This window comes from Delftia sp. BGA-UO-ETr-SB1 (assembly GCF_059567865.1).
The window spans coordinates 854,038-874,267 of the sequence record NZ_JCAQOW010000006.1 but is presented as its reverse complement, the minus strand read 5'-3'; the positions used below and the strand labels follow the sequence as shown (position 1 = coordinate 874,267).

Annotated in this window: 19 protein-coding genes; 6 read left to right on the top strand and 13 right to left on the bottom strand. The window is 69.5% G+C overall.

The genetic code is table 11. The annotated features are described in order from the left end of the window. Position 1 precedes the first annotated feature (1 nt). The 7 genes from AC57B5_RS22760 to AC57B5_RS22730 form a co-directional block, all read right to left on the bottom strand. A complete protein-coding gene (locus AC57B5_RS22760; protein ID WP_496400383.1) occupies positions 2-754 on the bottom strand; it encodes an ABC transporter permease in 753 nt (250 codons plus the stop codon). Then, positions 751-1,992: an ABC transporter substrate-binding protein gene (locus AC57B5_RS22755; RefSeq protein WP_016448371.1), complete on the bottom strand. Its 1,242-nt coding sequence runs from the start codon at positions 1,990-1,992 to the stop codon at positions 751-753. The genes AC57B5_RS22760 and AC57B5_RS22755 overlap by 4 nt, the downstream gene beginning before the upstream one ends. 97 nt (positions 1,993-2,089) lie before the next feature. Continuing rightward, positions 2,090-2,905: an ABC transporter ATP-binding protein gene (locus AC57B5_RS22750; protein ID WP_013800535.1), complete on the bottom strand. Its 816-nt coding sequence runs from the start codon at positions 2,903-2,905 to the stop codon at positions 2,090-2,092. Continuing rightward, entirely contained in the window at positions 2,902-3,999 is a 1,098-nt protein-coding gene (locus tag AC57B5_RS22745) for an acyl-CoA dehydrogenase family protein (RefSeq protein ID WP_496400382.1), read from the bottom strand. Before AC57B5_RS22745 ends, AC57B5_RS22750 begins: the two co-directional genes overlap by 4 nt. Then, complete coding sequence (locus AC57B5_RS22740) at positions 3,989-4,573, bottom strand: carboxymuconolactone decarboxylase family protein (RefSeq protein ID WP_016448373.1); 585 nt, start codon at positions 4,571-4,573, stop codon at positions 3,989-3,991. Before AC57B5_RS22740 ends, AC57B5_RS22745 begins: the two co-directional genes overlap by 11 nt. A gap of 130 nt (positions 4,574-4,703) precedes the next feature. Next, positions 4,704-5,645 carry an AraC family transcriptional regulator gene (locus tag AC57B5_RS22735; protein WP_016448374.1) on the bottom strand — a complete coding sequence of 314 codons (942 nt, stop codon included), beginning with the start codon at positions 5,643-5,645 and terminating at the stop codon, positions 4,704-4,706. Positions 5,646-5,799: 154 nt separating this feature from the next. Continuing rightward, positions 5,800-6,573, bottom strand: coding sequence for an AraC family transcriptional regulator (locus AC57B5_RS22730; protein ID WP_013800531.1), 774 nt, complete (start codon positions 6,571-6,573; stop codon positions 5,800-5,802). Positions 6,574-6,754: 181 nt separating this feature from the next. Here AC57B5_RS22730 and AC57B5_RS22725 point away from each other — a divergent pair, with 181 nt between their 5' ends. Beyond that, positions 6,755-8,023 carry an MFS transporter gene (locus AC57B5_RS22725; RefSeq protein WP_496400381.1) on the top strand — a complete coding sequence of 423 codons (1,269 nt, stop codon included), beginning with the start codon at positions 6,755-6,757 and terminating at the stop codon, positions 8,021-8,023. A 9-nt stretch (positions 8,024-8,032) separates the two neighbouring features. Here the strand turns inward: AC57B5_RS22725 and AC57B5_RS22720 are convergent, their stop codons facing one another. Next, positions 8,033-9,052 (bottom strand): Bug family tripartite tricarboxylate transporter substrate binding protein, encoded by a 1,020-nt coding sequence (locus AC57B5_RS22720; RefSeq protein WP_496400380.1) that lies wholly within the window; start codon positions 9,050-9,052, stop codon positions 8,033-8,035. 194 nt (positions 9,053-9,246) lie between these two features. On the opposite strand from AC57B5_RS22720, the gene AC57B5_RS22715 reads away from it, so the two are divergent. Together AC57B5_RS22715 and AC57B5_RS22710 are read left to right on the top strand one after the other, a co-directional pair. Next, the gene (locus tag AC57B5_RS22715) at positions 9,247-11,019 is read left to right on the top strand and encodes an IlvD/Edd family dehydratase (RefSeq protein WP_012207628.1); all 1,773 of its coding nucleotides are present in this window, start codon (positions 9,247-9,249) and stop codon (positions 11,017-11,019) included. A gap of 57 nt (positions 11,020-11,076) precedes the next feature. Then, a complete protein-coding gene (locus AC57B5_RS22710) occupies positions 11,077-11,769 on the top strand; it encodes a GntR family transcriptional regulator (RefSeq protein ID WP_096914109.1) in 693 nt (230 codons plus the stop codon). A gap of 34 nt (positions 11,770-11,803) precedes the next feature. Here AC57B5_RS22710 and AC57B5_RS22705 read toward each other — a convergent pair whose 3' ends face one another. Further along, entirely contained in the window at positions 11,804-12,637 is an 834-nt protein-coding gene (locus AC57B5_RS22705) for an AraC family transcriptional regulator (RefSeq protein WP_013800526.1), read from the bottom strand. Positions 12,638-12,707: 70 nt separating this feature from the next. Between AC57B5_RS22705 and AC57B5_RS22700 the strand changes: the two genes are divergently transcribed. Next, entirely contained in the window at positions 12,708-13,370 is a 663-nt protein-coding gene (locus AC57B5_RS22700; protein ID WP_216294705.1) for a pyridoxamine 5'-phosphate oxidase family protein, read from the top strand. Positions 13,371-13,398: 28 nt separating this feature from the next. Beyond that, positions 13,399-13,803, top strand: coding sequence for a hypothetical protein (locus AC57B5_RS22695; RefSeq protein ID WP_496400379.1), 405 nt, complete (start codon positions 13,399-13,401; stop codon positions 13,801-13,803). Positions 13,804-13,860: 57 nt separating this feature from the next. Here the strand turns inward: AC57B5_RS22695 and AC57B5_RS22690 are convergent, their stop codons facing one another. Next, a complete protein-coding gene (locus tag AC57B5_RS22690; protein ID WP_496400378.1) occupies positions 13,861-14,214 on the bottom strand; it encodes a hypothetical protein in 354 nt (117 codons plus the stop codon). Positions 14,215-14,635: 421 nt separating this feature from the next. Between AC57B5_RS22690 and AC57B5_RS22685 the strand changes: the two genes are divergently transcribed. Next, positions 14,636-16,876 carry a TonB-dependent receptor gene (locus AC57B5_RS22685; RefSeq protein WP_123695672.1) on the top strand — a complete coding sequence of 747 codons (2,241 nt, stop codon included), beginning with the start codon at positions 14,636-14,638 and terminating at the stop codon, positions 16,874-16,876. Positions 16,877-17,052: 176 nt separating this feature from the next. Here the strand turns inward: AC57B5_RS22685 and AC57B5_RS22680 are convergent, their stop codons facing one another. The 3 genes from AC57B5_RS22680 to AC57B5_RS22670 form a co-directional block, all read right to left on the bottom strand. Further along, positions 17,053-17,565: an MgtC/SapB family protein gene (locus AC57B5_RS22680; RefSeq protein ID WP_012207634.1), complete on the bottom strand. Its 513-nt coding sequence runs from the start codon at positions 17,563-17,565 to the stop codon at positions 17,053-17,055. Between the two features lie 115 nt (positions 17,566-17,680). Further along, positions 17,681-19,138: a chloride channel protein gene (locus tag AC57B5_RS22675; protein ID WP_496400377.1), complete on the bottom strand. Its 1,458-nt coding sequence runs from the start codon at positions 19,136-19,138 to the stop codon at positions 17,681-17,683. Between the two features lie 157 nt (positions 19,139-19,295). Next, positions 19,296-20,189: a LysR family transcriptional regulator gene (locus AC57B5_RS22670; RefSeq protein WP_496400376.1), complete on the bottom strand. Its 894-nt coding sequence runs from the start codon at positions 20,187-20,189 to the stop codon at positions 19,296-19,298. Positions 20,190-20,230 lie beyond the last annotated feature (41 nt).

Sequence of the window (20,230 nt, the reverse complement as noted above, 5' to 3'; positions counted from 1 at the left end):
CTCAGTGCATCCAGCGCTGGTGCAGCCAGCGCGCCGCATGGTCCAGCGCATAGCCCAGGGCGCCGATCAGCACCACGGCGGCCATCAGCTCCGAATACGCCAGGCGGTCGCGCGTGTCGAGGATGAAGTAGCCCAGGCCGGCCGATACGCCCAGCATTTCTGCGGGCACCAGCACGATCCAGATGATGCCGATGGCCAGGCGCACGCCCGTGAGGATCTGGGCCGTGATGCCGGGCAGCACCACGCGCAGCACGGTCTCGGTGCGCGTGGCCGACAGGCTGCGCGCCAGCAGCAGCCAGTTGCGGTCCAGCTGCGCCACGCCGGCCGCCGTGCTCAGCAAGATGGGCCAGACGGCGGCGAAGGCCAGCAGGAAGTACACGGGCGCGTCGCCCACGCCCAGCACCATCACGGCAATGGGCATCCACGACAGCGGCGAGATCATGCGCAGGAACTGGAACACGGGCGAGAACGCCTGCGAGAACCCACGCGACAGACCCACCAGCACGCCCAGCGGCACGCCGACCACGAAGGCCAGCAGCAGGCCCACGGCCACGCGCTGCAGGCTCAGCACGGTGTGCATCCAGATGTCGGCGCCCGTCAGCAGCTGGCCCAGCGCCTGCAGCGAAGGCCAGGGCGCAAAGGCCGCAGCCACGGGCGTGCTGCGCGCCAGCAGCGCGCCGCCCACCCACCACAGGGCCAGGACCAGGGCCGCGCCCAGCAGCGGCAATCCAATACGTCGCAACACCTGGCTCACACCACGATGGTTTCACGGCGCGAGAAATCGGCCGGAATGCCGAAGACCTGCGGGCCGCCCACGGCCTGGATGGCCTTGCGCACGAAGCGGTCGTCCACCAGGTCGGTGGCCGCAAACCTGGGCTCCAGCTTGTCGAGGAAGCGCGTGTCGCCCTCGACCTTGGTGGCCTTGATGGCGCGCACCAGCTGCTCGGTGTACGAGGGATAGGGATAGGGCTGGAAGTCGATGCGCCGCTGGTGCCAGCCCTTGTTGACGACCACGCCGCTGGCCTCGTAGCTGGCGTAGTCGGTGGCGGCCAGCACCTTGGACAGCGTCTGCTGCGGATGCGGCGTGTAGCGGCGCTCGCCGGTGCTCGACAGCAGGCGCGCAGCGGCCAGGCGGTTGTCGCGCGTCCACAGCTGGGCCTTGACCACGGCATTGGTCACGCGCTGCGCCCATTCGGGCTTGTCGGCGATATCGCGCTCGGCCAGGAAGGTGACGCAGCAGGCGTGGTCCTTCCAGACATCGCCCGAGAAGCGCAGCATCTTGCCCACGCCCGCGATCTCGGCGGCGGCGTTGAAGGGCTCGGCCACGATGAAGCCCGCAATCGACTTGCCGGCCAGGGCCGAGACCATTTCGGCCGGTGCCAGCACGACGAGGTTGACCTCGTTGGCCGCGATGGCGCCGCCGCGCGCGCGGGTCACGGCCGTGAGGCCGGCCTTGCGCAGCACGTCCTGCAGCAGGATGTTGTGGATGGAGTACCAGAACGGGATCGCCACGGTCTTGCCGCCCAGGTCCTGCACCTTCTGGATCTCGGGCAGCACGGTCAGGCCCGAGCCGTTGACGTGGTTCCAGGCCACGATCTTGGCGGGGAACTTGGCGCCGTAGCGCACCCACAGCGTGGAGGGCGTAAGCAGGTGGATGACGTTGACCTGGCCCGAGACGAAGGCCTCGACGATCTGGGCCCAGGAGCGGAACAGGCGCGGCGCCTCGGCCTTGAGGCCTTCGGCCTCGAACAGGCCGTTGCCGTGGGCCACCAGCAGCGGCGTGGCGTCGGTGATGGGCAGGTAGCCGATCTTCACGGGCTGGTCATCGCCCTTGAAGGCCTGGGCGCGCGCATCGCCTGCGGCCAGCAGCGGCGCGGCCACCGAGGCCGTGGCCAGCGCGCCCAGGCGCAGCATGTCGCGCCGCGTGAGGCCGCAGCCGCAGTCCGACGAGGCGCAGATGTGGGTGTAGGAAGGGTGGTCCTGGAAGCTCATGCGAAAGACCTTTCAGAAGAGCATGGTTGAAGTCGAAGAAATGGCGGATCTGCAGGCGGTTCGGCAGGCAGGCGGGCAGGCAGGCAGGCGAGCCGGATCAGGCCTGGGCCGCATGGCGCACGCCGTGCAGGGCCGAGAGGATGTCCAGCCGCAGCGCGGTCACGGCGGCGGCCTGGTCCTCGCGCGGGCGCGCTATGTCCACGCGCCATTCGCGCACGATGTGGCCGGGCCGCCCGCCCATCAGCAGGATGCGGTCGCCCACGAGGATGGCCTCGTCGATGTCATGCGTGACCAGCAGCGCGGCCGTGTGCCAGCGGTGGACCACGTCCACCATCAGCTCCTGCATCTCGGCGCGCGTGATGGCGTCCAGGGCCGAGAACGGCTCGTCGGCCAGCAGCAGCTGCGGCTCGCGGGCCAGGGCGCGCGCCAGGGCCACGCGCTGGGCCATGCCGCCCGACAGCTGCGAGGGGTAGAGCGCGCCGCTGCCGCCCAGGCCCACGGCCTGCAGCGCCTGCTCCACGCGCTGGCGGCGGGCCTCGGCCTCCAGCTTCGGCTGGCGCTCGAAGTCCAGGCCGAAGCCCACGTTGCGCCGCGCGTCCAGCCAGGGCAGCAGGCTGGGCTGCTGGAACACGAAGCCCGCGCGCGGGTGCGGCGCGGTCAGCGGCTGGCCGAGGAACTGGAGCTCGCCCCGGCTCCAGGCGCCGCCGTCCGGCGACTCCAGGCCGCCGAGCACGCGCAGCAGCGAGGACTTGCCGCAGCCGCTGCCGCCGAGCAGGCAGACGATCTCGCGCGGGGCAATGCTCAGGGAGATGTCCTCGAACACGGCCTTGCCGGGCGCATAGCCAAAGCCCGCGCCGCGTGCCTGCAGCACGGGCGCGGGAGCGTCAGGGGAGAAAGCTTCCGTCTGGGTCATGAACTGGTGGTTGCCAGGGCCGCGCCAGCCAGCGCACCCTGTAGCTGCGTGACGCTGGGCGTCACGATGGGGATGAAGGCCGCCTCGCGCCAACGGCGCGCAAATCCCAGCGGCTGGTCGCGATGATAAGCGCGCCCGCCGCTGGCGTGCAGCTCCAGCTGCAGGGACTGCTGCACGATGTCGTTCAATTCCAGGCGCAGGCGGAACAGGGCTTGAGGTCGGTCAAGAAAACGCCCGTCGGACAGGCCCGCATGCAGCGTGGCCGTGGCCAGTTCCAGCGCGTGGCGCTGCTGCTGCAGCGGCCCGCCCAGCACATCGCGCCCGGCGCCGGCACGGGCCGAGGCCGCCGCCAGCGAGGCGCGCGCCAGCCCGATGCACAGCCCCAGCTGCAGGCCCATGAAGGCGGGCCGCACGCGCGGCAGGAAATGGTTGGCGTCGGCATGGATCACATCGGCCGGGCCGATCTGCAGCACCTCGATGGACAGCGCCGCCGTATGGCTGCCGCGCAGCGCGATCAGGTCCAGGTCGGCGCTGCGCTGCAGGCCCGCCGCATCGCCGGGCAGCGCGGCCACGAAGGGCCTTGCACCGTCGCTGCGCGAGACGGCAACGGCCACCACGAAGCGACCCGGCGGCACCAGGTTGGTGGCCCAGGGCACGCGCCCGCGCAGTGCAAGGCCGTCGGCGCCGACAGCGCCGCCAGTGCCGACGGGCGTGGCCTCGACCTGCAGGGCCTCGATGCCGCCCAGGTACTTCATGGCGTTGGACAGGCCCGTGGCACCCGCCTGCGTGCCCTGCAGCAGGCCCGGCAGCCAGCGCTGGCGCAGCGCCGCGTTGGGCGACTGCAGCAGGTATTCGACAAAGGCGCGCTGCGCCCAGAACACGAAGCCCGCCGTCAGCGAATGCCCGGCCACGCCGGCAATGGCCTCCAGCGCATCGCCCAGGCTACCGCCCTGCCCGCCCTCGGCCACGGGCACGCCCAGGCCGAACAGGCCTTGCTGCGCCAGCCGGGGCAGCACTTCGTGCGCATGCGCGGGGCCTTCGTCCAGGGAGTCGGCATGGGCGTCCAGCCACTGCCGCAGCGAATCAGCCAGCATGTGCGTTCTCCTGCGGTTGTCGGAACTGTTCGGGCAGATAGGGCTGCAGCTGCGGGTTGACGGGGCTTTGCGCCAGGCTGTTGGCAAAGTTGCACAGCGTGGCCAGGCTGATGCCCAGCACCACCTCCAGCGCCTGTTGCTCGCTCAGGCCGGCCGCATGGAAGGCGGCCAGGGCCTCGTCGGCCACGGCGCCGCGCGTGGCGATCACGGCTTCGGCAAAGCGGCGCACGGCGTCCAGGCGCGGCTGGCCCGTGTCGCGGCCGTCCTGCAGCGCCACCACTTCGGCCTGGGTCAGGCCGGCCTGCTTGAAGGCCAGCTTGGTGTGGCCGGCCACGCAGAAGTCGCAGCCATGGATGCGCGCCGCCGTGATCTGCACCACCTCGCGCTCGGCCAGCGTGAGCTGGGCGCGCGCGTTGATCTGGCCCACGGTCACATAGGTCTCCAGCGCCTGGGGCGAGTTGGCCAGGATGGCGATCAGGTTGGGCAGGAATCCGTTGCCGGCCAGGGCGCGCTCCACGAAGGGGCGGCTGGCTTCAGGAGCGGTTTGCGGGGTGTGCAGGGTCAGGCGTGCCATGGTGCTTTGCAGGAATGAAGGAATGCCTTCATGATCGGCCGCGCCCCCCTTGCCATCAATGCCGCCGCGTCGCGGATTTATGCCCGAACGTGTCAACCCGCAGGCAGATGCGGCGGGCTCGGATGGCGGCTCAGCAGCAGCGTGCCTGCGCGCGCTGCCAGGCGCCGGGCTGCTCGCCCATCACGCGCTTGAAGGCGCGCGAGAAGGCCGCATAGGACTCGTAGCCCACGGCCTCGGCCACCTGGCCTATGGCCTCGCCCTGGGCCAGGCGGCGCGCGGCCAGCTGCATGCGCAGCAGCAGCAGGAATTGCTGGGGCGGCTGACCGCAGGCCTCGGCGAACTGCCGAAAGAACGTGGCGCGCGACAGGCACACGCGCGCGGCCATGTCGGCCACGCTCCAGTTGCGGGCCGGCTCGCGCAGCAGCTCGGCCACCAGCGGCGCAAAGCCCGGCCGGCGCAGCAGGCTCCAGATGCCGCGCGCCCGCGCATCGCCATGCGCGAGCTGGCGCAGGCCGTAGAAGAACAGCAGGCCCACCAGCCGGTCCATCACGGCCGAGGGCTCGGTGCCCGTGCGCAGCGCCTCGGCGCGCATCAGGTCGAACAGCATGGAGGCGCCGCTCATCGCATGGTCGTCGCCGCGCAGCACCAGGTGGTCGGGGAAGGCATCGACCAGCAGGCCGCGCATGGGCCCCTCGAAGGTGAAGAAGCCGCAGGCCAGCGCCGTCTCTCCGATGCCGGCATCGCCCGTGGCGGGACGCATGGCCTGCGGGGCGCAGGCCATGTCCGGGTCGGCATAGGGCGAGATGAAATGCGGCACATCGCGCGAGAGGAACACGCCGTCGCGCGGCTGCAGCTCCACCGAGGGCTGGCCCGGCAGGTGCAGCCAGCAGCGCCCGTCCAGGATCAGGTGAAAGCTGGCCCGCGCGCGCCCCGCCGTGGAGGCCCGCCAGCGCCCGCAGTACTGCCCCACGTGGAACACGCTGGCGCGCCATTGCAGGCCGTTGAGCAGGCCGTCGATGACGCGATCGACCTGCGCTTCGGCCGCGCTGTCGGGGACTGGGTCGGGTAGCACGGTGGTACAGGCCAGGCAGTGGATGGAATGCGGCCGGCCAGTATCGCCACGATGCAGGCGCGGGGGAACGAATCTTTGGGCATATGCTTGTGCCGCAATCGATATCTGGATCTGCATCCAAGTCCGCCCGGCCCGACCTTGGTCCGGTCGTGCCTCAGCGCTGGAAGCCCGAAGGCGGCACTCCGAAATGCCTTTTGAACATGGCCGTGAACGCGCTCTGGCTGGCGTAGCCGCAATCGAGGGCGATGTCGATGATGCGCTCGCCCGCCGCAATGCGGCCCAGCGCGAACATCAGCCGCGCCTGCTCGCGCCACTGGGCGAAGGGCATGCCGGTTTCCTTCACGAACAGGCGCTGCAGCGTCTTGGCGCTCACGCCCAGGCGCTGCGCCCAGTGTTCAGCGGTGGCGGTGTCGGCAGGCTCGCGCATCAGGGCCTCGCAGACCTGGCGCAGCCGCGCATCGGCGGACAGGGGCAGGTGCAGGGGCAGGACCTCGGCGGCGCGCAGTTCATCGACCAGCAGGTGCATCAGGCGCTCGTCGCGGCTGCCTTCGGCATAGTCCAGCGGCACGCCGACGGCAGCCACCACCAGCTCGCGCAGCAGGGGCGACACATTGACCACGCAGGTGCGCGCGGGCAGGTCCGCAAAGGCCGAGGCGTCGATGTAGGCCGTGCGCATCTTCACGTCGCCCGACATGCGCACATCGTGCTCGGCGTCGGCCTCTATCCACAGCCCCCGGTTGGGCGGCACCAGCCAGGAGCCGGAATGCAGCTGCACCGACATCACGCCTTCGATCGCATACAGCAGCTGGCCGCGCGGGTGGGAGTGCCAGCCCGTGCTGGTGCCATGCGCCCAGTTGGCCTCCATGGCGGCCATGGGGCGCCCGGTCTGGTGGTACTTGAGGTATATGCGCGGCAGTTCTGCGGCCATGGGGCTTCCCATCCTGTGCGGTTCTATGCGGCTCTATGCGGCTCTCTGTCCCGATCTCGACAATTGAAGTCAGTATAGAGAGAGACAGACGGGCACCAAACACCTATCTTCGGTCCCACGGCCCATTGACCTTCGTCAACGCCGGACCCTGACCGTGCCGCCCTGCGGGGCCCTTTCCTCCATGACAAGCAACACCACCACTCTTGGCGCCCCGGGCGAGCTGGGCGCGCCTGCAACGCATGCCCATACGGCGCCCGCCCATCCAGCACCCAGCCATGCCGCGCAGGGCTTTTTGCTGCGCATCGTCGGCGCCGCCGCCTTTGCCCACCTGCTCAACGACCTGATCCAGGCCGTGCTGCCGGCTGTCTATCCCATGCTCAAGACGGAGTTCTCGCTGAGCTTCGCGCAGATCGGCTGGATTTCCCTGGTCTACCAGGTCACGGCCTCGCTGCTGCAGCCCTGGATCGGCCTGTACACCGACAAGCATCCCAAGCCCTACCTGCTGCCGCTGGGCATGGTGGTGACGCTGGTGGGCGTGGGCCTGCTGGCCCTGTCCACCAGCTACCCCATGCTGCTGGCTGCCGCGTCGCTGATCGGCGTGGGCTCGTCCACCTTCCACCCCGAGGCCTCGCGCGTGGCGCGGCTGGCCTCGGGCGGTCGCTTCGGCACGGCGCAATCGACCTTCCAGGTGGGCGGCAACACGGGCTCGGCCATCGGCCCGCTGATGGTGGCGGCCATCGTCATTCCGTTTGGCCAGCATGCGATCGCCTGGTTCATGCTGGTGGCGCTGCTGGCCATCTGGGTGTTGCTGCGCATCACGCACTGGCGCCTGCACCATGCGCCGGCCAAGGTGGTGGCGGCCGGCCAGCATGCGCTGACGGCGCTGAACCGCTCGCAGGTCATCCGCGCGGTGACTGTGATCTGCGTGCTGATGTTCGCCAAGTTCGTCTACATCGCGGCCTTTGCCAACTACTTCACCTTCTATCTGATCGAGCGCTTTGCCCTGCCCGTGCAGCAGTCGCAGCTGTACCTGTTCGCCTTCCTGGCGGCCGTGGCGGCGGGCACCTTCGCGGGCGGCCCGGTGGGCGACCGCATAGGGCGCAAGGCCGTGATCTGGGTGTCCTTCCTGGGCGTGGCGCCGTTTGCGCTGCTGCTGCCGCATGCCGACCTGTTCTGGACGGCCGCGCTGTCCATCGTCATCGGCCTGGTCATGTCCTCGGCCTTTGCGGCGCTGGTGGTCTACGCCCAGGAGGCCGTGCCCGGCCGCGTGGGCCTGGTCTCGGGGCTGATGTTCGGCCTCATGTTCGGCATCGGCGGCCTGGGGGCCGCCGGCATGGGCAACCTGGCCGACACCCACGGCATCGTCTGGGTGTACAGCCTGGTGGCCTACCTGCCGCTGCTGGGGCTGGCAACGGCCTTTCTGCCGGAAACGCGGGCCCGGCGACGCTGAGGCGCAGCCTCAATCCGGCTGTATGCCCGCCTGCCGGATCACGGCGGACCAGCGCGCCACCTCCTCGGCGATCTGGGCACGCGCCTCGGCAGGCGTGGTGAAGGTGGGCATGGCGCCCTGGGCGACCAGGGCGTCCTTCACTTCCTGCTGCCCCATCACCTCCTTGAGCGCGCCGCTGAGCCGGGCGACGATGGGCGCGGGCGTGCCCGCAGGCGCCAGCAGGCCGAACATCGACGTCACCTCGAAGCCCGACAGCCCGGCCTCGGCCGTGGTGGGAATGTCGGCAATGGAGGGCACGCGCTGCGCCGTGGTCACGGCCAGGGCGCGCAGGCGGCCGCCCTTGATGAAGCCCTGAGTGGCGGGCAGGGTGTCGAACACCACATCCACCTGGCTGCCCATCAAATCGTTGAGCGCCGGCGTGCTGCCCTTGTAGGGCACGTGCGTCAGCGGCACGCCCGCCTGCCGCTTGAACAGCTCGGCCGCCAGATGCTGGGGCGAGCCATTGCCCGAGGAACCGTAGTTCAGCCCGCCCGGCCGGCTTTTGGCCAGGGCGATGAACTCGCCCAGGCTGGCCGCCTTCACCGACGGGCCCACGGTCACCACCAGCGGCACGCGCCCCACCACGCCAATGGGCGCAAAGCTCTTGTCCATGGTGAAGCCCGCCGTGGACGCCATGAGCACGCTGTTGATGGAATGGCTGGTCAGCGCGCCCAGCAGCAGCGTATAGCCATCTGGCCTTTCCTTGGCCACGGCGGCGGCGCCCAGGTTGCCGGCCGCGCCCGCCCGGTTCTCCACCACCACCGGCTGGCCCAGCGCCAGCGAGAGCTTTTGCCCCACCACGCGCCCGATCACGTCGGTGGCGCCGCCGGGCGTGTAGGGAACGACGAGCTTGATGGGCCTGGCCGGATACCCAGCGTCGGCTGCGGCACTGGCTGCGGTGGGCAACGCCAGGCCTGCGCCCAGGGTCAGCAGTGCGGCGCCCAGCAGGGCGCGCCGGTTGGGCGGATGAGAGCGGTGTGCGGCGGTCATGGATGTCTCCTTGTCTTGTGTCGGAAAAACATGTCCGGCACGCAGACCGGACACGGTCGCATGGTTGGTCAATTAGATTATTAATAATATAGGTGATAACGCCGATGATAATTTGAGGGAAGCGCCGCTATCCTGCCGTCAACGCAAGGCAGCGCCTGCCTTCGCTCCCCACTCCAGACCCACGGACCGCCGCCATGACCGACCCCAAGACGCCCTCCCCGGCCCACGACATCACCCCCGCCGACGCCGAAAGCGGCATATCGAAGGGCCTGACCAACTACGGCGACCGCGGCTTTTCGCTGTTCCTGCGCAAGGCCTTCATCAAGGGCGCGGGCTATACGGACTCGGCGCTGCAGCGCCCCGTCATCGGCATTGCCAACACGGGCAGCAGCTACAACCCCTGCCACGGCAACGCGCCCCAGCTGATCGAGGCCGTCAAGCGCGGCGTCATGCTGGCGGGCGGCCTGCCCATGGACTTCCCCACCATTTCGGTGCACGAAAGCTTCTCGGCGCCGACCAGCATGTACCTGCGCAACCTCATGTCCATGGACACCGAGGAGATGATCCGCGCCCAGCCCATGGATGCCGTCGTGCTCATCGGCGGCTGCGACAAGACGGTGCCGGCCCAGTTGATGGGCGCGGCCTCGGCCGGCATCCCGGCCATCCAGCTGATCACCGGGTCGATGCTCACCGGCTCGCACCGCAGCGAGCGCGTGGGCGCCTGCACGGACTGCCGCCGCTACTGGGGCAAGTTCCGCGCCGAGGAGATCGACGCCGAAGAGATCGCCGACGTGAACAACCAGCTGGTGGCCAGCGTGGGCACCTGCTCGGTCATGGGCACGGCCAGCACCATGGCCTGCATTGCCGAGGCGCTGGGCATGACCGTGCCCGGCGGCGCCTCGCCCCCCGCCGTCACGGCCGACCGCATCCGCATCGCCGAGCAGACCGGCACCGAGGCCGTGCGCATGGCGCGCGAGCGCCTGACCATCGACAAAATCCTCACGCCCGCCGCCTTCGAGAACGCCATGCGCGTGCTGCTGGCCATCGGCGGCTCCACCAACGGCATCGTCCACCTGGCCGCCATCGCGGGGCGCATGGGCTATGACATCGACCTCAAGGCCCTGGACCGCATGGGCCGCGACACGCCCGTGCTGCTGGACCTCAAGCCCTCGGGCGACCACTACATGGAGGACTTCCACCACGCGGGCGGCATGGCCACGCTGCTGCGCGAGCTCAAGCCCCTGCTGAACCTGGACGCCCTCACCGTCACCGGCCGCACGCTGGGCGAAGAGATCGACCGCGCCGGCCCCGGCTTTGCGCAGGACGTGGTGCGCCCGCGCTCCAACCCCATCTACCCGCAGGGCGGCATCGCCGTGCTGCAGGGCAACCTGGCGCCGGGCGGCGCCATCATCAAGCAGTCGGCCGCCCATCCCCGGCTCATGGAGCACGAAGGCCGCGCCGTGGTCTTCGAGAACGCGGCCGACCTGGCCCACCGCATCGACAGCGACGATCTGGACGTGACCGCCGACGACATCCTCGTGCTCAAGAACATCGGCCCCAAGGGTGCGCCCGGCATGCCCGAGGCGGGCTACATCCCCATCCCGCGCAAGCTGGCGCGGGCCGGCGTCAAGGACATCGTGCGCATCTCCGACGGGCGCATGAGCGGCACGGCCTTCGGCACCATCGTGCTGCACGTCACGCCGGAGTCGGCCGTGGGCGGCCCGCTCGCCCATGTGCACAACGGCGACCGCATCACGCTGTCGGTGGCGCGGCGCGAGCTCACGCTGCAGGTCAGCGACGAGGAACTGGCCCGCCGCGCCCGGCTCCACCCCGTGACCGAGCCCACGGCCGAGCGCGGCTACCGCAAGCTCTTTCTCACCACCGTGAACCAGGCCGACCAGGGCGTGGACTTCGACTTCCTGCGCTGCGCCACCGAACGCGGCACCATTCCCGGCCCGCGTGAATAGTCGGCGCAGGCGGTCAATTCGGACAAAATGGCGTCTTTGTCCCAACCGCCTGTCTTGATGGTCGCTGCCGCCTCACTGCCGATTTCCCTGGATGCCGAACCCGCCCCCGCAGCCGACGCCCTGGGCGCCATGGTGGCCGCGCTGGAAGAGGACGTGGTCTTCGGCCGGCTGCACCCGCGCGAGCGCCTGGTGGAAGACGACCTCATGGCCCGCTTCGACGTCAAGCGCCACATCGCCCGCGAGGCCCTGGCCGCGCTGGACCGCATGGGCCTCATCGAGCGCCGCAAGAACGTGGGCGCCCTGGTGCGCTCGTTCTCCACCCAGGAAGTGCAGGAACTGTACGAGCTGCGCGGCATGCTCGAAGTGGAGGCCGCCCGCAAGATCCCCCTGCCCGTTCCCCCCGAAAGCCTGGACCGCCTGACCTCCATCCAGCAGCAGCACGACGCCGCCGTGGCCGAAGGCAATGCGCGCCTGGTGTTCCGCATCAACCTGGCCTTTCACCAGGAACTGTTTGCGCTGGCGGGCAACGACACGCTGCACAAGGCCATCACCGAATACGCGCGCCAGACGCACCCCATCCGCTTCGCCTCCCTGGTCTCGGCCGACTACCGCGAGCGCGCACGCCAGGAACACTGGCAAATGATCGAAGCCCTGCGTGCCCAGGACCGCGACGCCCTGGTGCGCCTGTGCGCCGAGCACCTGCTGCCCTCGCGCGATGCGTATCTGAATGCGCAGTTGCAGCGGTTGTAGGCGAAGCCGTTAGCCACGAGGGCACCGCAGCCCCTCAGTCCCGCGCAGCCCCCAGCCGCCCCCGGTACGCCGCAGGCGTCTCCCCGAACGTGCGCCGGAACAGCCCGATGAAGGCGCTGGCCGTGGCGTAGCCCAGGTCCAGCGCGATGTTCGTCACCGGCGCGCCGGCGGCCAGCATCTCCAGCGAGCGCATCAGCCGCGCGCGCTGGCGCCAGGCGGTGAAGCTGAAGCCCGTCTCCGACACAAAGCGCCGGCTCAGCGTGCGCGAGCTGACCGCTGCCCAGCGTGCCCAGGCCTCCAGGTCGCGGGCATCGGCCGGGTCGGCGATCAGCGCGCGGGCGATGCGCTGCAGGCGCGGGTCTGCGGGCAGGGGCAGGCCCAGGGGCTCCACGGGCAGGGTGCGGATCTCGTCCAGGATCACCGCCATCACATGGGCGCGGGCCTGGTCCGCCGAAGGGCCTGGTTGCACGGGCTGCGTTGTGGGCACGCCTTGCTGCCATCCCCAGCCGGCGGCGCGCAGCACGGCCTCGCGCAGCAGGCCCGAGGTGCGGATGGCGCAGGGCCGCTGCGGCAGGTCGGCGCAGGCCGGCTCCGCCACATAGACGCTCCAGCCGTGGAAGGGACCATGGGAGCGGCCCGAATGCAGCTGGTGCGGCGGCAGCCACACGGCATGGATGGCGGGCACCACCCAGACCGCGTCTTCCACGCCCACCGACAACAGCCCGCGCAGCGAGCCGAACAGCTGGCCGCGCGCGTGGCGGTGCGGCTCGGAGGCCAGCTCCTCGTCCTGATTGCCCACGGCCGCGATCAGCACGGGGCCATCGGCACGGTTCACATGGCTGACCAGTTCAAGAATGGCATCGGGCATGGCGTCTTTGAGCTATTTGTTGGCTGATCCAGTCTACAGCCGCCAACACCTTTGTTCTTACGCTTGTGCCATGCACACAGACAACACCGCCCTTGCAGAGTCGCCAGGCCCGGCCATCGACCTGGACTCGCTCTACGCCGCCCCGGCAGAAAGAATCCAGAAGGCCGTGCGCGACCGCCTGTCCGACTTCCACGAGGCCTATCTGCGCCAGGCCAGCTTCTTTTGCCTGGCCACGGCCGGCGAACGCGGCCTGGACGCCTCGCCGCGCGGCGGGCCGCCCGGCTTTGTGCAGGTGCTGGACGAGCGCACCGTGGCCTTTGCCGACTGGCCCGGCAACAACCGCATCGAATCCCTGCGCAACCTGCAGGCCGATGACCGCCTGGCCATGCTCTTCCTGTTCCCGGGGCTGGACATCTTCCTGCGCATCAACGGGCGGGGCCGCATCTCCACCGACCCCCATCTGCTGCAGGAGCTGAGCGAAGGCCGGGGCACGCCCAAGACCGCCACCGTGGTCCTGGTCGACGAGGTGCTGCTGCACTGCGGCAAGGCCATCCACCGCTCCGGCCTGTGGAACCCGTCCAGCCAGCTGGACCGCGCCGCCCTGCCCACCGTGGGCCAGATGATGGCCGCCCTCACGCAATTGGCCGATGCCACGGCGCCCGCCATGGATGCCGCGCAACAGGAACAGGCCAACGCCCACTACGCCCATGCGGTCAGGCACGACCTGTACTGATGCCCTGCTTTTTCCCAGGAACCATGACATGCTGATCGATACCTCCCGCTTTCCCCTGGTCTACCTGCGCGAACTCGAAGCGCAGGCACCTGCAGACGCAGGCCACGGCAATGACGCATCGGCCGAAGCCCAGATCGAATCCCTGCTCGACCAGGGCCGGCACTTCGTGCTGCTCACCGACCACCTGCCCGGCGACCACCCCGAGGAAAGCCACGAAGAACGCAAGCAGCGCGCCCTGTTCTTCAAGCGCAACCGCGAACGCATGCGCCAGCTGTGCCGGGGCATGGTCGTCATCACGGGCGACCGCGCCGTGCCAATGGCCCTGCGCCTGGCCGTGCAAGGCATGGGCAAGGCGCTGGGCATGCGGGTTGCGTTCGTGCAGGGGGAGGATGAGGCGCAGGCGTGCTCGTGGGAGCTGCTGGCCAGCGCCTGAGCAGGCGCCGGTCCCCTCGGCGCGCACCTGGCCCGGTGCACGCTGCACGCTGCGGCGCTAAGCCGCCGAATCCCGCAAGGCCTGCGCCACGCGCGCCTCATCGGCTGCCTTCTCGGCCTCGCGCAGCCGCCGTTGGGCCAGATTGCGGTAGGTGCTGCCAGCCGTGATCGCCTTGCTTCTGGAGCAGTCGCCCGTGAACAGGGCGCTGTGGCGAATCATCTTCAAGGCCTCGGCCACCACGTCCAGCCGCTGGCAGCCCTCCGGCGTCTCCAGCCACTTCAAGGCCATCTGCGCCGTGGCCGAGATCTCGGCGCAGCCCTCATCCACCAGCTTGTGGATCTCGGAGATATCGCGCGTCAGCCGCTCGATCCTGGCGGCCGAGGTCTTGGCCTGTTCCTTGGTCTGCTTCATGGCTGCGCCCTCCGTGCGAAGTGGCGCAAAGAGTGCCCCAGTTGAAGGGGTGACAAGGTATGGAAAAGACCGGCCGAAGTGACTGCGGTCATGAAAAAGCCTGCGATACCAGTGAACTGGGCGCAGACCAAGGGGTGAGAAACGGTGATCATCGTTCCGTGCTCCGGTAAGGGACAGAACTCACTTTCGGGGAGGCTCAACCGCTGTGTATTGGTGTTCTTACGCACCAGCCCCGGAACAGGGGGCCGACCGGATGATAGGCAAGTTTCCACAGCCGACACAAGCGCAGCTTCGGCAGCGATGCGCTGGCAGGGATGTGGGCACAAACAGACACATCTCCCTACAAGCTCCATACGGGGGAGTCGCATCGATAAAATTATTGGGAATCATTCTCATCCCGCATTCTCATCCCGTTTTCTCCATGCACTCCCCCCTCCACACGCTGACCCCGATCGCCGGGGCCCTGGCCCTTCTTTTGTCTGCTGGCGCCGCATGGGCCCAGCCTGCCCCTTCCACGGCAACGGCCGCGCCCGAGCTGGGCACCGTCACCGTCGAGGCCAGCGCCGATGCGTCGGCTGAAGGCCTGTCCAGGCCCTACGCGGGTGGCCAGGTGGCGCGCGGCGGGCGGGCCGGGATTCTGGGCACGCGCGACAACATGGAGACGCCGTTCTCCATCACCAGCTACACCAACGAGCTGATCCAGGACCGCCAGGCCAAGAGCGTGGGCGATGTGCTGCAGAACGATCCTTCCGTGCGCGTGGCGCGCGGCTTCGGCAATTTCCAGGAGTCCTACTTCGTGCGCGGCTTCGTGCTGGGCTCGGACGACGTGGCCTACAACGGCCTGTATGCGTTGCTGCCGCGCCAGTACATCGCCACCGAGCTGTTCGAGCGCGTGGAGCTGCTGCGCGGCGCATCGGCCTTTCTGATGGGCGCCAGCCCCAATGGCGGCGGCCTGGGCGGCAACATCAACCTGCTGCCCAAGCGCGCGGGCAGCGACCCGCTGTCGCGCGTGACGGCGGGCATTGCCAGCGGCGGCCAGGCCTTCGTGGCGGCCGACGTGAGCCGGCGCTTCGGCCCCGACCAGGCCACGGGCATCCGCCTGAACGCCGCGCACCGGGGCGGCGATACGGCCATCGACCAGGAAAGCTCCAAGCTCGATCTGCTGTCCGTGGGCATGGACTGGCGCAGCCGCAATGTGCGCCTGTCGGGCGACATCGGCTGGCAGGACAACCGCCTCAAGCGCACGCGCACCAATGTCACGCCGGGCGCAGGGCTGGCGGCCATTCCTGCGGCGCCCGATGCTTCCTCCAACTGGGCCCAGCCCTGGACCTATTCCGACGAGCGCGACCTGTTCGGCACGCTGCGCGGCGAATGGGACATCAACAGCAATGTGACGGCCTGGGCCGCCTACGGCCTGCGCCGCAGCTCCGAGAACAACTCGCTGGCCAACATCACGCTGGCGGCGGCCGGCAATGGCGCGGCCACCACCAGCCGCTTCGACAACGCGCGCAAGGATCGCGTGAGCACGGGCGAGCTGGGCGTGCGCGCACGCCTGAATACGGGCAGCGTGGGCCATGAGATCGTGGCCAGCTACTCGGCCTTCGACCTCAAGGTCTACAACGCCTATGGCATGAGCACCGGCGGGGGCAGCAACACGCTGGCCACCAATCTCTACGACCCGCGCTACTACGCGATCACGCCGCTCAACTACCTGGGCAACGACCTGTCCAACCCCGCCTACAACCGGGGCACGCGCCTGAACAGCTTTGCGCTGGGCGACACGCTGTCGCTGATGGACGGCCGCATGCTGGTGACGGCCGGCGTGCGCCGCCAGACGATAGAGACCGACTCGGTGAGCTACCGCATCGTCAGCAACGGCGCGGTCACCAGCCAGGGCGGCGTGCGCACGGCCTATGACCAGAGCCGCACCAGCCCGGTGCTGGGCGCGGTGTTCAAGCTCACGCCCCAGGTATCGCTGTACGGCAACTACATCGAGGGACTGGCCCAGGGCGACACGGCGCCGGCCAAGTCGGGCGACACCATCATCGCCAACGCGGGCCAGCAGATGTCGCCCTACGTGACCAAGCAAAAGGAAGTGGGCGTCAAGTACGACGGCGGCAAGCTGGGCGGCGGCCTGGCCTTCTTCTCCACCGACAAGCCGCGCTCGCTGATCGACGGCAACCTGTTCACCTCGGCCGGCAAGGACCGCCACCAGGGCGTGGAATTCAACGTCTTCGGCGAACCCATGCGCGGCCTGCGCCTGCTGGGCGGCGCCACCTGGCTGGACGCCAGGCAGCAGAGCACGGGCCGCGCCACCACCGACGGCAAGCGCGTCATCGGCGTGCCGCGCTTCCAGGCCACAGCGGGCGTGGAATGGGATGTGCCGGGCATCAACGGCCTGGCGCTGGACGGCCGCCTGGTGCACACCGGCGCCAGCTACGCCAACGACGTCAACACCCTGCGCGTGGCCGGATGGAACCGCCTGGACCTGGGCGTGCGCTACATGACCGAAGTGCAGGGCAAGCTGCTCACGCTGCGCCTGCGCGTGGACAACGCGACGGATCGCAACTACTGGGCCTCCGTAGGCGGCTACCCCGGTTCGGGCTACCTGACGGTGGGCGGTCCGCGCACGTTCTCGCTGAGTGCGAGTGTGGATTTCTAATGGCATGCGTGCATGGCCAGAGATGCCATGCACGCAGGTGACTGCCTATCGGTAGTTGGCGAGAGCCTCGCAAGCCTCACTGGCTGCGTTCGTGATGTTTGCCATGTTCACGTAGCACGAACATCAGGAAAAAGCGAACAAAGCCGGAATGCCAGGCTTCAGGCGGCCGCCCGCCCTCAAGTCTCGCGCGGCTTGGTATCCGGCTCCGCGTCCGCCTGCGGGGGCGGCGCACTGACCACGTGCGGCAGCATCACGAGGATGACGATGGCCAGCAGCGTGGCCAGCAGCGCGATGGCTTCGCGCCCCAGGCCGCAGGCCACGCCGATGGCGGCCGTCATCCAGATGCCGGCGGCCGTGGTCAGGCCCTGCACCTGTTCCTCTGAGTGGCGCTTGATGATGGCGCCCGCGCCCAGGAAGCCTACGCCGGCCACCACGCCCTGGATCACGCGGCTCATGTCGGCAATGCCCATGCCGCCGCGCTCGGGCACCAGCACGAACAGCGCCGCGCCCATGGCCACCAGCATGTGGGTGCGCAGGCCGGCGGCCTTGCCCTTGTGTTCTCGCTCGTAGCCGACGATGCCGCCCAGCAGGGCCGCCAGCAGCAGGCGCACCATGACGCGCGTGACCTCGGCCGCATCGGGCAGGCTGGAGAATTCCTCGGCCAGGGTGCTGGTTACTTCCTCCCACATGGCGCGTTCCTTTCCTCGGGTTGTGCGTCAGGACTCAGGAAGCGAGCATGGCGTGGCGTGCAGCGCGCCCAGGCCATCGCCCTTCGCCATTGCCTGTCAGCCAAGCGCGCCCGGCTCAGGCGCTTGCGGGCTTGTCCTGGTCCTTGGGGGGTGCAGCCGGCTCTGCGGGGCTGGCGGGCTCCGGTTCCGGCACGGCGGCCGGTGCAGGCTCAGTTGCAGGTGCAGGCTCAGTTGCAGGTGCAGGCTCGGGAGCAGGAGCAGGAGCAGGCACCAGACTCAGCATGTGCTGGGCCAGCGTCTCGTACAGCGGCCGGGCCAGCATGCGCGAGACCAGGCTGGCCAGCATGGCAGCGGCCATGAGGCTGAGCACCATGGAGTGGCCGTCCACCATCTCCATCACGATGATGAAGGCCGTCAGCGGCGCCTGCGTCACTGCGGCCAGGAAGGCGGCCATGCCCATGGCGATGAGGGCGGGCGCGATGTCTGCGCCCATGAGGCCGGCCACGTTGTGGCCCACGCCCGCGCCAATCGACAGCGAGGGCGCGAAGATGCCGCCCGGCACGCCCACCCAGGCCGACAGCCAGGTGGCGATGAACTTCAGGGTGACGTAGAACGAGGGCACGTCGGCCTGGCCCGCCAGCATGTGCTTGACTGCCTCCGAGCCCGCGCCGAAGGTGGCGCCGCCCGTGACCATGCCGATGACGGCGATCACCAGCGCGATCGCCGCCGCGAAGCGGATGGGAAAGCGCGCACGCAGCTGGTTGAGCCGCTCGGGCGTGCGGGTCAGCGAAGCGGCCAGCAGCTTGGCGAAGAGGCCGCCCAGCACGCCGCAGGCCAGGGTCACGCACAGGCCGGGCAGCAGCGCGTCCCAGGTCAGGTGGGGCACCTGGATGCGCCCGAAATAGCTGAGGTTGCCGAAGGCCGACACGCCCATCAGGCCGGCCAGCACGATGGCCGCGATGATCAGGCCGCTGGAGCGCGACTCCAGCTTGCGCGACAGCTCCTCGATGGCGAAGACCACGCCCGCCAGCGGCGCGTTGAAGGCCGCCGCAATGCCGGCCGCGCCGCCGGCCACCAGCAGCGCATGGTGGCTGATGCCCGAATGCGGCCCGAACCAGCGCCGCGCATGGTGCATGACACCGGCGGCCACCTGCACCGAAGGCCCCTCGCGCCCGATCGACAGCCCCGCCGCAAAGCCCGCGCTGGCCAGGACCATCTTGGCGAAGGACAGCCACAGCGACACGAAGCGCCCGCGCTGCGCGGGGTCCAGCGCCGGGTCCAGCGTGGCGATCACCTGTGGAATGCCCGATCCCGCCGCGCCCGGCGCCCAGCGCCGCGTGAGCCACACGGCGCCCGCCGTGACGGCAGGCATCCACAGCAGAACGGCCCAGCCGCCCTGCCAGTGGTAGATGCTCTCGAAGAGTTCAAAGCCCGCGTCGGCCATCAGCGTGAAGGCCACCACGCACAGCCCGGCGGCCGCCGCATAGGCCAGCACGATGGTGCGGTCCAGCCAGCGCCTGCCGTCCCGGAATTCCTGGTTCAGGTTGTGGAGGAAGTCGGGTTCTTGCTGCATCGCGTGAAGAGATCGCGTAAGGAAATCGCGTGAAGGAGTCGCGTCCAAGGACCGCGAAAGAGGCTGGGCGAAAGCCGTTCATTGTGCCCAAGCTGACCGGCCGCGTATGTCACGGGCGGCAATGCCTACTTCGCCGCTGCGTTGATGGCCAGGCGCCTCAGCCGCGCCAGCGCAGCGCATCGACCACCAGCGAGAACGCGGGCGAGGGCTGCCTGCGGCTGGGGTAGTACAGGTGGTGGCCGTCGAATCTTGGGCACCAGTCCTCCAACACGCGCTGCAGCTGGCCGCTCTGGATCCAGGGCATGACCTCGTCCTCGGGCAGCAGCGTGATGCCCAGCCCGGCCAGCGACGCATCGATCTGGGGCTGGGTGGTGTTGAAGATCAGCGGCCCGTCCACGCGCACATTCATCTTGCGGCCCCGGCGCTCGAACTCCCACACATACAGGCCGCCCGAGGTCACCATGCGCTGGTTGATGCAGCGGTGCGCCATCAGGTCCTGCGGATTCTTCGGAATGCCGTGCTCCGCGAAATACCAGGGCGAGGACACCACGGCCATGCGCAGCGGCGGGCCGATGGGCACGGCGATCATGTCCTTGTCGATAGTGCTGCCCAGGCGCACGCCGGCGTCGAAGCGCTCGGCCACGATGTCGCGGAATCCGTAGTACACGTCGAATTCCATGCAGATGTCCGGATAGGCGAGCAGCAGCGGCGCCAGCCGGGGCAGCAGGGTGCTTTGCAGCATGTAGTCGCCGCAGGTGATGCGCACCGTGCCGCCAGGCTTGTCGCGCAGCGCGGTCAGGGCGTCGAGTTCGGCCTCGATCTCGTCGAAGCGGTGGCCTATGGCCTGCATCAGCCGCTCGCCCGCCGCCGTGGGCGAGACGCTGCGCGTGGTGCGCGTGAGCAGGCGGATCTGCAGCCGCTCCTCCAGCGCGCGCAGGGTCTGGCTCAGCGCCGACTGGGTGACGCCCAGCGCAGCCGCCGCGCGCGTGAAGCTGCCCTCGCGCGCCACGGTGACGAAGGCCAGCAGGTCATTGAGGTTGCGTCTTGCCATGGCCGCAAGCCTAGCGCCATCCATTGATTAGCTGTGCTGAT

Coding starts and splice junctions, on each gene's coding strand:
- AC57B5_RS22755 (WP_016448371.1), bottom strand. CDS start 1,992: ATGAGCTTCCAGGACCACCCTTCCTACACCCACATCTGCGCCTCGTCG.
- AC57B5_RS22750 (WP_013800535.1), bottom strand. CDS start 2,905: ATGACCCAGACGGAAGCTTTCTCCCCTGACGCTCCCGCGCCCGTGCTG.
- AC57B5_RS22745 (WP_496400382.1), bottom strand. CDS start 3,999: ATGCTGGCTGATTCGCTGCGGCAGTGGCTGGACGCCCATGCCGACTCC.
- AC57B5_RS22740 (WP_016448373.1), bottom strand. CDS start 4,573: ATGGCACGCCTGACCCTGCACACCCCGCAAACCGCTCCTGAAGCCAGC.
- AC57B5_RS22730 (WP_013800531.1), bottom strand. CDS start 6,573: ATGGCCGCAGAACTGCCGCGCATATACCTCAAGTACCACCAGACCGGG.
- AC57B5_RS22725 (WP_496400381.1), top strand. CDS start 6,755: ATGACAAGCAACACCACCACTCTTGGCGCCCCGGGCGAGCTGGGCGCG.
- AC57B5_RS22720 (WP_496400380.1), bottom strand. CDS start 9,052: ATGACCGCCGCACACCGCTCTCATCCGCCCAACCGGCGCGCCCTGCTG.
- AC57B5_RS22715 (WP_012207628.1), top strand. CDS start 9,247: ATGACCGACCCCAAGACGCCCTCCCCGGCCCACGACATCACCCCCGCC.
- AC57B5_RS22710 (WP_096914109.1), top strand. CDS start 11,077: ATGGTCGCTGCCGCCTCACTGCCGATTTCCCTGGATGCCGAACCCGCC.
- AC57B5_RS22705 (WP_013800526.1), bottom strand. CDS start 12,637: ATGCCCGATGCCATTCTTGAACTGGTCAGCCATGTGAACCGTGCCGAT.
- AC57B5_RS22700 (WP_216294705.1), top strand. CDS start 12,708: ATGCACACAGACAACACCGCCCTTGCAGAGTCGCCAGGCCCGGCCATC.
- AC57B5_RS22695 (WP_496400379.1), top strand. CDS start 13,399: ATGCTGATCGATACCTCCCGCTTTCCCCTGGTCTACCTGCGCGAACTC.
- AC57B5_RS22690 (WP_496400378.1), bottom strand. CDS start 14,214: ATGAAGCAGACCAAGGAACAGGCCAAGACCTCGGCCGCCAGGATCGAG.
- AC57B5_RS22685 (WP_123695672.1), top strand. CDS start 14,636: ATGCACTCCCCCCTCCACACGCTGACCCCGATCGCCGGGGCCCTGGCC.
- AC57B5_RS22680 (WP_012207634.1), bottom strand. CDS start 17,565: ATGTGGGAGGAAGTAACCAGCACCCTGGCCGAGGAATTCTCCAGCCTG.
- AC57B5_RS22675 (WP_496400377.1), bottom strand. CDS start 19,138: ATGCAGCAAGAACCCGACTTCCTCCACAACCTGAACCAGGAATTCCGG.
- AC57B5_RS22670 (WP_496400376.1), bottom strand. CDS start 20,189: ATGGCAAGACGCAACCTCAATGACCTGCTGGCCTTCGTCACCGTGGCG.